The organism is Candidatus Pantoea multigeneris (genome assembly GCF_011752615.1).
In the GTDB taxonomy this organism is placed as follows: Bacteria; Pseudomonadota; Gammaproteobacteria; order Enterobacterales; family Enterobacteriaceae; genus Pantoea; species Pantoea multigeneris.
Map to the genome: position 1 here is coordinate 1 of NZ_VWXF01000015.1, position 11197 is coordinate 11197.

At 41.2% G+C, this 11197-nt stretch carries 12 protein-coding genes and 3 pseudogenes; all 15 read left to right on the forward strand.

Annotated features, from left to right (window positions below):
• The coding region (locus F3J40_RS22780) for an RHS repeat-associated core domain-containing protein (protein WP_205297494.1) at positions 1-740 on the forward strand (740 nt) is incomplete at its 5' end.
• The gene (locus tag F3J40_RS22785) at positions 737-1114 is read left to right on the forward strand and encodes a hypothetical protein (protein ID WP_167018307.1); all 378 of its coding nucleotides are present in this window, start codon (positions 737-739) and stop codon (positions 1112-1114) included. The genes F3J40_RS22780 and F3J40_RS22785, both read left to right, overlap by 4 nt.
• A 340-nt stretch (positions 1115-1454) precedes the next feature.
• Positions 1455-1934, forward strand: a complete 480-nt coding sequence (locus tag F3J40_RS22790) for an immunity 26/phosphotriesterase HocA family protein (protein ID WP_167018309.1) — start codon at positions 1455-1457, stop codon at positions 1932-1934.
• Positions 1935-2066: 132 nt separating this feature from the next.
• A pseudogene (locus F3J40_RS22795) lies at positions 2067-2588 on the forward strand (RHS repeat-associated core domain-containing protein); the annotation flags it as partial.
• Positions 2589-2894 (forward strand): DUF7716 domain-containing protein, encoded by a 306-nt coding sequence (locus F3J40_RS22800; protein WP_167018311.1) that lies wholly within the window; start codon positions 2589-2591, stop codon positions 2892-2894.
• A 663-nt stretch (positions 2895-3557) separates the two neighbouring features.
• Positions 3558-4076: pseudogene (locus tag F3J40_RS22805) on the forward strand (RHS repeat-associated core domain-containing protein); the annotation flags it as partial.
• Positions 4073-4564: an immunity 26/phosphotriesterase HocA family protein gene (locus tag F3J40_RS22810; protein ID WP_167018313.1), complete on the forward strand. Its 492-nt coding sequence runs from the start codon at positions 4073-4075 to the stop codon at positions 4562-4564. The pseudogene F3J40_RS22805 and the gene F3J40_RS22810, both read left to right, overlap by 4 nt.
• Before the next feature lie 313 nt (positions 4565-4877).
• The gene (locus F3J40_RS22815) at positions 4878-6254 is read left to right on the forward strand and encodes an RHS repeat domain-containing protein (protein WP_505543777.1); all 1377 of its coding nucleotides are present in this window, start codon (positions 4878-4880) and stop codon (positions 6252-6254) included.
• A 14-nt stretch (positions 6255-6268) separates the two neighbouring features.
• Positions 6269-6832, forward strand: coding sequence for a hypothetical protein (locus tag F3J40_RS22820; RefSeq protein ID WP_167018317.1), 564 nt, complete (start codon positions 6269-6271; stop codon positions 6830-6832).
• Positions 6833-7146: 314 nt separating this feature from the next.
• Positions 7147-7908 (forward strand): annotated as a pseudogene (locus F3J40_RS24995) (RHS repeat domain-containing protein); the annotation flags it as partial.
• 84 nt (positions 7909-7992) lie between these two features.
• Entirely contained in the window at positions 7993-8286 is a 294-nt protein-coding gene (locus F3J40_RS25250; protein ID WP_369410967.1) for an HNH endonuclease signature motif containing protein, read from the forward strand.
• Positions 8287-8301: 15 nt separating this feature from the next.
• Positions 8302-8823 carry an SMI1/KNR4 family protein gene (locus F3J40_RS22830; protein WP_167018319.1) on the forward strand — a complete coding sequence of 174 codons (522 nt, stop codon included), beginning with the start codon at positions 8302-8304 and terminating at the stop codon, positions 8821-8823.
• 524 nt (positions 8824-9347) lie between these two features.
• Positions 9348-9869: an SMI1/KNR4 family protein gene (locus F3J40_RS22835; protein WP_167018321.1), complete on the forward strand. Its 522-nt coding sequence runs from the start codon at positions 9348-9350 to the stop codon at positions 9867-9869.
• Positions 9870-10040: 171 nt separating this feature from the next.
• Positions 10041-10466 (forward strand): SMI1/KNR4 family protein, encoded by a 426-nt coding sequence (locus F3J40_RS22840; RefSeq protein ID WP_167018323.1) that lies wholly within the window; start codon positions 10041-10043, stop codon positions 10464-10466.
• 42 nt (positions 10467-10508) lie between these two features.
• Positions 10509-11051, forward strand: coding sequence for an SMI1/KNR4 family protein (locus F3J40_RS22845; RefSeq protein WP_167018325.1), 543 nt, complete (start codon positions 10509-10511; stop codon positions 11049-11051).
• Positions 11052-11197: the final 146 nt, after the last annotated feature.

Genomic DNA, 11197 nt, shown 5'->3' on the forward strand with positions numbered 1-11197 from the left:
ACCCGTCGGTGCAGATACAGTATCTGCACTGCGACCTGAACAGCGCCCCGCTGGAGTGCACCGACGAACAGGGCCAGCTGCGCTGGTCCGGCGACTACGCCCCGTTCGGCGAGGTCACCAACCCGGTTATCAACAGCATGCCGATGCTGAAAAATCAGGTACATATCCCGCTGCGCTACGCCGGGCAGTACGAAGATGAGGAAACCGGACTACACTACAACCTGTTCCGCTATTACGATCCGCAGGTCGGCCGCTTTACGACCCCGGATCCGATTGGTGTTCTGGGTGGGTTTAATCTTTACCAGTATGCGCCGAATCCGAACGGTTGGATTGATCCGCTGGGGCTGTCATTTGGTTCGGGTAAAGGTACTCATACTGCTAATGCCACATTATTTGATTCTGATGGTAATATAAAAGCACAAGGAATATGGCAAAGTGGCAATATGACACCGGAAGAAAAAGCCCTTGGCTTTCCCCAGAGTTCACTGGCAACCCATACAGAAGCGCGAATAACACGTGAGTTAGATCAAATAGCTTCACCAGGAGACAAATTGGTTATTGATGGCCAATATCCTCCATGTACTTCATGCCGTGGAAAGATGAACAAATTTAAATTAAACACTGGTTCAGATGTCGTCTATACATGGCCCGATGCAAAAGGTGAAAAAAATGTCTGGGCTGCCGCAGGTAAAAAATTAACAAGAGCCAAAACTTGTTCTGGCCTAAGGAATAATCAATGAGTTCTACTAAAAAAATCGATGCTATCTGTGTAAACTGCTCTGATGAAGACGATGTGCTTACACTGGCAGTGGGCGATGATAACAGCGATCCTAAAAACTTTTTTATAATCGGAAGATTTGACGAAGATGATTTATCTGTTGATGAATGTATTGGGTTTCAGAATGAGTCTACTCAATACGAGATACCATCAGCAATAGAGTATGTTGAGCTAAATGATAAGGAATTGGTGATTACAGTGAATGACATGGCCTCCAATGAGGCTGGTGCAAAAATTTTTCATGCTGTTTTTAATACTACTATTGATAAAGAAAAAATAAAGCAATTCCTAAAATCTATTTTTAAAGATAGCAGTACAAAATTAATTACAAAATAGTTTTCTAAAAAATAACAATTAAAAGTCAAGTGCCTGAATCTTGACTTTTAACTTTTAAATATGAGCAGCTAGAATAATAGTAAACTCATAGCCTGGGAACTTGCATATAGAAAACTCAATATTATTAGACTAATTCACGGTAGTTTTGGAGAAGTTAACTAGCAGGCAGAAGGCTTCCACAGATTCACGCAAAAAAAGTAGATGTTTTCGGAAATGAAAGCCCCATATCGGAACAAGAAGCATGGTTATCTCCCAGAATGATCCCACACTCCGACTATCATATTAAATCATTATTGAAATATGCTTATGAAATTAAAGGTAGATAAATAAAGGGGTGCATATGAATGATTTCAAATTTTGTGGTTGGGAGAAGAAGCCAAGAACCATGCTTCGTTTTGTTAAGCCTGGTGATATTTTTTGTTTTCGATTAGATGATAAAAAATATTGCTTTGGTAGAATTATATCAAAAATCATGCTTGGCCATGTTGCTGAGATCTTTGATTCTATATCTTCCTTACCGGAAATAAGTGAAAAGGAAATAATTACAGCGAAAAAAATTATTGACTTGGTTGTAATTGACACATATTCATTATTTGATAAGAAGATAGAAAACGGTAGTGATTGGCGTATTATTGGCCATCAAAATAATTACACACCTAAAGATATAGATGGTGTTTATTTTACATATGGCTTAGGTAAGTCTTGTAAGAAAGTGGATGTTTTTGATAATGAATCTTCAATATCAGAGGAAGAGTCAAAGAAATTCCCTCGTTTAATCCCCCATGGTGATTTTGATATCAAAAATTTAATTAAAAAATAATGAAAAATGTGGGGCTAGGCCCCACTTTTTTCATCAGCTATTATACTAAATGGTCATCAACAGCACGCCCATGTTGAAAATTAGGCATATATCACGCTGCGCTAAGCCGAACAGTTTTAAGGTGAATAAACCAACCTGTTCCACTACTACGATCCGCAGGTCGGCCGCTTTACGACCCCGGATCCGATTGGGGTTCTGGGTGGGTTTAATCTTTACCAGTACGCGCCGAACCCGAACGGGTGGATAGATCCGTTAGAGCTATATAAAGGTGAGGGGCAACGAGGTTTAGGTAAATACCATGTGTTCCATGAGCACACATTAGATCCTTCAGAATACACCATGACGGATAAAGAGCATTTTAGTCGTGCTAATGAGTCGGTTTATAAACGCCTGCAAACTGACGCTGAATTTAAGCGTGAGATACAAACAAAATATCCTGGTGTGGTGGATCATGTTCAGCCAATGCGAAATGGCAATTTTAGAGGCTCTTCTCCTAAAGGGATGACATGGCATCATGGTGACTCACCAGGCTCACTACAACTTGCTGATTTTAATGACCATAAAAGCTATCACAAGATTTATCACCCTGATGGAACCGGGGGGCGTAATAAATGGGGTGGTGGAACTCAATGTCGAAAACAAAGGGGGTTTTAAATGATTGTTATCTCAGGTTTTGATGAGTTGCTACAGAAATATAAAGAACTTCCAGATGTAGGTTGGCTATATGTGGAAAGTTCCTTTGATTTAGAATCTAGGAGCGATATCCATAGTGGAAAATATTATATTTCAGAGAATGAAGATGAAGAAATGGATTTTGAAGAGAACTATGGGACTTTTTTAGAAGCTCCTATCTTTACTGCTATCATTGAAAATAAACTTGAGAATAGCCCCGATTCGACTAAAGAAGATCTTTTTGAAGCCACTATATATTATCTGGAAAACGACGACTTCTTAGACTGACTATAAAGCCGGAAGCGATCTCCACGATCCTTCCGGCTTGTTCTCTTTAACTGCCCGCAGTCAGAATCAGACAACCCTGTTCAATCGTCACCGTTACCTTCTTGTCAAAGGTGATGTTCAGCTTAAAAATCACACGATCAACCAAAGGTAATAACAATGTCAGATATGATTGGGAAAATTTATTTAACAGATGATTAAACAATTTATTTATAAAGAGATATTGATTGCATATTAATATATTTAAGTAACATAGGTCATTATTACTTTAACGAATCAACAATTGATTAGGAAAGATATAGAGCATATGAGCAAGAAACTACTAACTTCATTGAAGATAATGAAATTAGTAAGTTAGTATCGAGGGTCAGGGGGGGATTGGAAGTAAATTTTAACTTGAACTTGAACTTGAACTTGAACTTGAACTTGAACTTGAACTTGGAGAAGATGATATGGACGATTTGGAGCAATCTACTGAAAACACTAAATATTGGGAAAAACCATAATTGTGAAAGCATATATTTGATTTTAAAAAATATATTGACAATTCATTTAGCTTATTAGTGAATAATGATATAGCTACATTCCCACCCACTAATTTTAAATAGTTCTGATGATCCAAGATGGCTGATTGGTGGCGTAGAATATCTACGCTTATGCCTCTAAACAGGGCTACACTATAACCTGTTTCGCTATTACGATCCGCAGGTCGGCCGCTTTACGACCCCGGATCCGATTGGGGTAGCGGGTGGGTTTAATCTTTACCAGTATGCGCCGAACCCGAACGGGTGGGTGGATCCGCTGGGGCTGACTCCAGTTGATGCAGCAGGTTATAGTGTTTATGGTTTATTTGATTCCGGAGCGAAAGAGCCTTATTACGTTGGTATTACCAATGATGCGGATCGAAGAATGGGTGAGCATATGGCATCAGGGAGATTAACTTCTCAGTCATCAATGATTGTTCTTGATGAAAATATAACATATGGTCAAGCCAGAGGTTATGAGCAGCATTATATAGAAGAATATAAAACCAGAACCGGAACCATTGGAGAAAAACCATCGCCAATCAACCGAGGAAATAAATATAATTCGTTTGAACATGGACGAACTGATCCCAGAGCGCTGGCATTTAAAGATGCTTATAATAGTAAGAAAAATGGTTCCGATGGAGGAAGATGTGGATGAGTAACTTTAAATTCTGGAGTTGGGATAAAAAACCGAGAACAATGCTGCGCTTCGTGAAGCCAGGAGATATATTCTGCTTTAAAATAGACGATAATACATATCGATTCGGAAGGATCATGTCTAAAATAATAACGGGACATATTGCTGAAATATTCGACCACTCATCTGAAAAGCCTGAAATAACTATGGATGTGGTTAATAAAACACAGAGGTTAATTCCACCAATCATAATAGACACTTATGGACTGTTAGATAAAAAAGTATATAAAGATGGTGACTGGAGAATCATTGGCCACCAAGAAAATTACATCCCTCAAAACGTGAGTGATGTCTATTTTGCATTTGGCATAGGGAACAACTGTAACAAGAAGGATTTCTATGGGAATAATACACCTATATCTGAAAGTGAATGGGAAGCACTACCGAAGTTATCCCCCAAAGGAAACCTTGATATTATAACCCTGCTGAATAACATTCAAAAACAATAAAACAGGCTATATAGGCGTGATTTTTTATTATTTAACTTTGGTTCAACCTACCAAACCAATACATTCTTAACCCTCGCCACCGCCAGCGGTGCCTCGTAAATCTGCTGGCGGGCTTTCTGTATCTTGTTACTGTTCGGGATAAGCACCACAAAGCCCTCCAATTGCTGTACCGTAAACGACGCCTCCGTCTCAAAACCCACTGTTACCAGCCAATTCTCTTTGATAATCATCACCAGATACTGCGTGTAGTTTTGAACATCTCCCGGTCACACTGTTAGCAACACTGATATAGGGCAGGTTCTCGTCCTCCCCAATCAGGCCAGAGTCGCGTGTTGTTGACCGGTACGGCCCCGGAAGCACCCGCTACCAGTACGATACCGCGGGCCGCATGACCAGCGTAATCCCGCACCCGCATACCCGGCCCATGACCCACCTTCGCTATGACGGGGCGGATAACCTGCTCGACGAGACCCCGGTGAGGCTGAGCAGCAAGGACGACGCCCCGCTGCACCACGTCACCGGCAACCGCCTGCGCCACTGGCAGCGCCTGTTTAACCGCTATGACCCGTGGGGCAACCTTATCAGCCGCCGCTGCGACTGGCTGGAGCAGCACTACGAATACGATGACGACAACCGCCTGATTCGCGCCCGCGGCACCGGCCCCCAGGGCCGCTATCAGGCCGAATACCACTACGACGCGCTGGGGCGGCGCAGCAGCAAAACCGTCACGCGCGAGCAGTGTGACCCGGAGACCACCCGCTTTGTCTGGCAGGGCTGGCGTCTGCTGCAGGAGCAGTTCGCCCCGCACGCGGGCTACGGCGACCGCTGCCGCACCTGGTGCTACGACCCGGACAGCCCGTGGACGCCGCTGGCCGCGCTGGGCCACACCGGCGGCTACCCGTCGGTGCAGATACAGTATCTGCACTGCGACCTGAACAGCGCCCCGCTGGAGTGCACCGACGAACAGGGCCAGCTGCGCTGGTCCGGCGACTACGCCCCGTTCGGCGAGGTCACCAACCCGGTAATCAACAGCATGCCGATGCTGAAAAATCAGGTACATATCCCGCTGCGCTACGCCGGACAGTACGAAGATGAGGAAACCGGGCTACACTACAACCTGTTCCGCTACTACGATCCGCAGGTCGGCCGCTTTACGACCCCGGATCCGATTGGGGTGGCGGGTGGGTTTAATCTTTACCAGTATGCGCCAAATCCGAACGGGTGGATTGATCCGTGGGGGCTTTCTGCTGAAGGTCTGGTTCGCTATAAACCCGTTTCCACACTCAGCTCCCAACCAGGAGCAAGAGCGACCGCAATAAGCCGTGCCTGGGGTGAGGAACGAGAACTAGTTGCGGCTGGTGGAGGAACTAGAGAATGGTCAGCCGGCGAACGAGAAGTAATCATCAGTACAAAAAACAACCGCCAACTTTCTTCGGTTATGTCTGATATGGGATATACTGGCCACCACATTAATAGTGTCAAAGGCAATGGCATACTGGGCGAAAAATGGCAGGGTGATCCGCGAAATATTGTTTTCCTGCAAAATGCTAATCATCCTAGCGGCTTCGATGAGCACCTGCATGGACTACAAGGTCACCGTGGCAGCTATGAAACTCCTGGAAAAGGCCGTTTAATTGACAGGAGTTTGACTCGAAAAAACTTAACTGGGTGTAACAGGATGTCTAAATAGACCGGAGAAATGTGATGAATGACATGCATAGTATATTTAAAAACTTCGTTTATGCTTGTGAAAAATACTCCATCCCTGGTGATTTCAAAGTTACAAACGGTGAAGTTGAGCTTTTTTTTGATAATCTCACAAACTCCAGTGATATTGGTTTTTTTTACAAAAATTACAACCCCGAAGGATTAAAAATTGAAACCGGATTCACACCAATAAAAATACATTCCATTACGGACATAGAAAAAGGTAAAACTGGATACGCTTACTTACCAGATAATTATCTTGTATTTGGTGATGACGTTGGCGGAGGGAAGCCCATAATAGCTGCATTTAATGACAAAGGTACATCAATATATGCGAACTATGATGTTGGACTACCATTTGAAATAGGAAGTAGCTTTTGTGAGTTTATTTCATCATTAACCAAACTAATTGAGTTGGTTTATGGTAAATATAACATCTTCGATATTACTGATGATGAAGACATCATCAAAACTGAATTCATTGAAGATTTAAGAAAATCTATAACACCAGTCATAGGGAAGGAAAAATTCCTTAAATTTTATGATTATTTTTATGGGTGATCAATAACCTATTCATAGCTTCATTAAAATAGTGAGTCAGGATAATGCATCATAGTAACAAAAGCATCATCCTGCCTCAGGATTATTTTCATTTAAAGGAAGAATTTATACCATTGTATTAAAAACATTAAACTGACCTTTTCATAAAAAATGATATTTCCTATACATCCCCTGAAGGTCAATTATTCAAAATAAGGAATCACCCTAAATATCTGGGTGGAATAGTGCTCCACTTTTTGTCGGCCATGATGGGACTGGGTGCTTTCGCTGCCACTTGCTGTTACATCAGGTTTACCATACCTCGTTCTAACATACCTGCCAGCCCCCCGCCGCCTCTTATCCCTTGGCCCATGACCAGCCTGCGCCACTGGCAGCGCCTGTTTAACCGCTATGACCCGTGGGGCAACCTTATCAGCCGCCGCTGCGGCTGGCTGGAGCAGCACTACGAATACGATGACGACAACCGCCTGATACGCGCCCGCGGCACCGGCCCGCAGGGCCGCTATCAGGCCGAATACCACTACGACGCGCTGGGGCGGCGCAGCAGCAAAACCGTCACGCGCGAACAGTGTGCGCCGGAGACCACCCGCTTTGTCTGGCAGGGCTGGCGTCTGCTCCAGGAGCAGTTTGCCCCGCACGCCGGCTACGGCGACCGCTGCCGCACCTGGTGCTACGACCCGGACAGCCCGTGGACGCCGCTGGCCGCGCTGGGCCACACCGGCGGCTACCCGTCGGTGCAGATACAGTATCTGCACTGCGACCTGAACAGCGCCCCGCTGGAGTGTACCGACGAGCAGGGCCAGCTGCGCTGGTCCGGCGACTACGCCCCGTTCGGCGAGGTCACCAACCCGGTTATCAACAGCATGCCGATGCTGAAAAATCAGGTACATATCCCGCTGCGCTACGCCGGACAGTACGAAGACAGGGAAACCGGGCTACACTACAACCTGTTCCGCTACTACGATCCGCAGGTCGGCCGCTTTACGACCCCGGATCCGATTGGGGTTCTGGGTGGGTTTAATCTTTACCAGTATGTGCCGAACCCGAACGGGTGGGTGGATCCTTGGGGGTTAACTGGTAAACCTCTGAACTCACCTTTGCTAGATAAGTGGAATGAAAAGGGTGGAACAGTCTGGCAGGAGATTGATACCCGTACATGGGTGTATCAGGATAATAGTGGTAATATTGTCCGATATCCAAATGGGTATCCAGATTTTAAACCTTATGAGATTCAAAGCGTTGATGTACCAGATCTTAAGGGGAATCATCGGCTCGGCCCTAGTGGTGATTTTGGCAAAGCCAACGCCTTGGCTCCTAATGGACCCGCTAATTTGGAGAGCAATACATGGCACCATCATGAAAATGGGATTACGATGCAAGAAGTACCCAAAAATATTCATAGTAATTTCACCCATCGTGGTGGCGTTTCTAAAATTAAAAAATCTTGCCAATAAAAAGGAAATATAATTATGCCTATTTCTTGTGGAAAACCATTATTAGGTCCAGAAATCCATTCATTGGAAATGAAGTACAATACTCGTCTTCCAGATGATTATAGAAAATTTTTGGAAAAGAAAAATGGATTTGTAGTTAAAAGCCCAGATTTTAGCGAATTACACTATGATGGTGTTGATGAAGGAATCATCGCTTTCCATGGATTATTCGGCATAGAAACTCAAAACCATTACAATGATGTCTATTACCACAATGATAACTTCCTAAATGAAGTTGACTTTTTAAAAGAAAAGATGATTATTGGCGATGATCCAGGAGGGAATTACTTTTTGATTATTAACATTGACAATAAAACAGGAGTTTACTACTGGGACAGAACCCACTTACATTCGGAAGATGACATTCAAATCTTCGCAATACCTGAAAAAAATGATAGTGGAAACATATATAAAATCACAGATGATTTTACATCTTTTTACAAAATGGTGCTGCAGACAACCGCAGATCTAGGAATGAAAATAAATAATGACCTTTGAACATTAAGTGAATAACATTGCGACAAAATAATTTCCAGCATGGATTATAAAAAATCCAGCTGGTTATATTTGTCAATAATTTAAATATAAAGTTTTCATAAAAAATATCACTATCATGCGATTTGTAGAGACAACCGTTTAAGAAGCCACGTTGCTCAGTAGGCAAACACGAACAGCATCATAGTGTAAAATATGAATCATTTGAAGTTGAGAAAAATAAAAACCATTTAATTTTAAATATTTATGGCTGACATAGATTTATCAAGATTGAAATCATAACGTTGTTCGCTACCTTGATGGACATCCGAATTTCATCGTTTAAAAAGGCAGGAAATTAACATTCCAGAATTAAAAAGTGATCACAGCCAGTTAATGGGTAAAAATTTCAGACAAGCAGATGCGAAGTCTCCTTTGGAGACAGGCTGACTATAATATAAGTACTTATTATAAAAATCAAAATGGAAAAAATGCAATCCCCCACCAAATATAAATAAAAACCTTTACAGAAATTAAGGAGTTTAAAATTGGCTATTTTAACAGGTGTTAGCATCAGTCAAATAGATATAGATTTATTAGCTAAAAGGTTGTCAGTAGTGTTTCCTGACGATTACAAAAATTTTCTAAGCAATTACAATGGCTTTAGAGTATCATCTCCGGATCATTGCGATATTCCATACAATAATGTAGATAATAATTTCATCTCATTCGATGCTTTGTTTGGTCATAAAGTTAATAATGACAACTATGATATCGAAAGTGTGAATGATGATGTAATTGACGAATTATCATTCATAAGTAACGCAGTAGTTATTGGTATTGACCCGGGTGATAACTTCTACGTGTTGGTTACTGAAGGAGAAAAATCAGGGGTGTACTATTGGGATAGGGCCTGTTTGCATGCTGATGATAAAAAAAATAATTATTCTATTTCAGGCGAAGATGGCTATCTTCACCTCTATTTTTACGCAAAAACATTTAAGCAATTCTTTGATCTGTTGATAGGTCAAACAATAAAAAAAGGGATGACAGTATCCTCAGGACTATAATATATCTAAAAAATATTCTTGATATCGTGCTCCCTCAAAATAACATGGGTATTATGCAACCTACAGAACGAAACTCACACTAAGGGATTATCCACAGCGGCAACTTCAGTTAAAATAAAGCAATCACTGAAAAAAACATACATATCCAGAAATGTTATAAGGGTAAAAATCATGTCCTTAACCTTAGAGGGATCAGAAGAAAATATCACTTTAGATGATATAAGAAAATTTGAAATGTCTAATAATGTAGAGCTACCAACCAATTTCATTGATTTTTATTTGATAAATAATGGCGGCTATTCCCCCGAAAAATATGAGCCTAATCCGTTTTTGCTGGGTGGTTTTTTCTCATTTTCACATGGAAAAGTTCCAATAGAAAAACGCTATAAAGAACTGTTAGAAGATTGGCCTAATCTTTTGGGTCTTATTCCATTCGCATATGATGATGGCGGGAATTTATTCTTAATATCTACTGTTTCGGACAGTTATGGTGAAATAAAGATCTGGATCACTGACGAAAGTGAGTTAGGTAATGTTTCAATGTCGTTCTTATCGTTTATAAATGAAATGAAAAAAGATTACCTTTTCATTCCCTAAAATTATGCATCAGTGATTTTCTCTAGTTCAAGGTGGTGAAAAATGCTAAGTGAAATTGAGTTGCTTGGGGTAAAACATGCTCCAATTGAGACGATCAAAAAAAACAATCTATTAGGAAAACTGGAAAAATTAACTGGTGTTCTGCCGAAAGATTATAGTGATTTTTTATTGCATTTTGGTAGCAACATAAATTTTAATACCATGGTATATTTCAAGAGCATTGAACCTTCTCCATGGGCAGATAATAATAAATTAGATGCTATTGAATATTTTTATGGATTGAGTAGTACCGATGATGGTTATACTATTTTCGAAGCTATAAATACTTACCAGAATAATTTTAAAATGAAATTAATTCCGATTGGTTTCTCTTCAGGTGGAAACCAAATATGTATATGCACTAAAGGAAAAAGAAGAGGAAGCATCTGGTTTTGGGATCATGAAATTGATCCTATTTTTGATGAAGGGATAACTATATCAGGATTAACATTGGTTGCATATGAATTCAAAGAATTTGTTGCCAAACTAACAGTAGAAAAAGATAACTCACCCTCAAAAGGTATTGGCGGCCACTTTGATTTTTAATATTAAATTAAAGATAAAAAATAAAAAATAACTGGAATTATTAAATAAATAATTCCAGAAACAAACTCATCAACAGAGTTGTGTTATTTTACCTGAGGCTTCACGCCAAGAAATAGTTGATTTGGTTTATGATGATTTAATATTAA

What these genes read in the sequence shown, in the direction of transcription:
- F3J40_RS22830 (WP_167018319.1), top strand. Translation starts at nt 8,302, where the DNA reads ATGCCTATTTCTTGTGGAAAACCATTATTAGGTCCAGAAATCCATTCA.
- F3J40_RS22810 (WP_167018313.1), top strand. Translation starts at nt 4,073, where the DNA reads ATGAGTAACTTTAAATTCTGGAGTTGGGATAAAAAACCGAGAACAATG.
- F3J40_RS22790 (WP_167018309.1), top strand. Translation starts at nt 1,455, where the DNA reads ATGAATGATTTCAAATTTTGTGGTTGGGAGAAGAAGCCAAGAACCATG.
- F3J40_RS22845 (WP_167018325.1), top strand. Translation starts at nt 10,509, where the DNA reads ATGCTAAGTGAAATTGAGTTGCTTGGGGTAAAACATGCTCCAATTGAG.
- F3J40_RS22785 (WP_167018307.1), top strand. Translation starts at nt 737, where the DNA reads ATGAGTTCTACTAAAAAAATCGATGCTATCTGTGTAAACTGCTCTGAT.
- F3J40_RS22840 (WP_167018323.1), top strand. Translation starts at nt 10,041, where the DNA reads ATGTCCTTAACCTTAGAGGGATCAGAAGAAAATATCACTTTAGATGAT.
- F3J40_RS22800 (WP_167018311.1), top strand. Translation starts at nt 2,589, where the DNA reads ATGATTGTTATCTCAGGTTTTGATGAGTTGCTACAGAAATATAAAGAA.
- F3J40_RS22820 (WP_167018317.1), top strand. Translation starts at nt 6,269, where the DNA reads ATGAATGACATGCATAGTATATTTAAAAACTTCGTTTATGCTTGTGAA.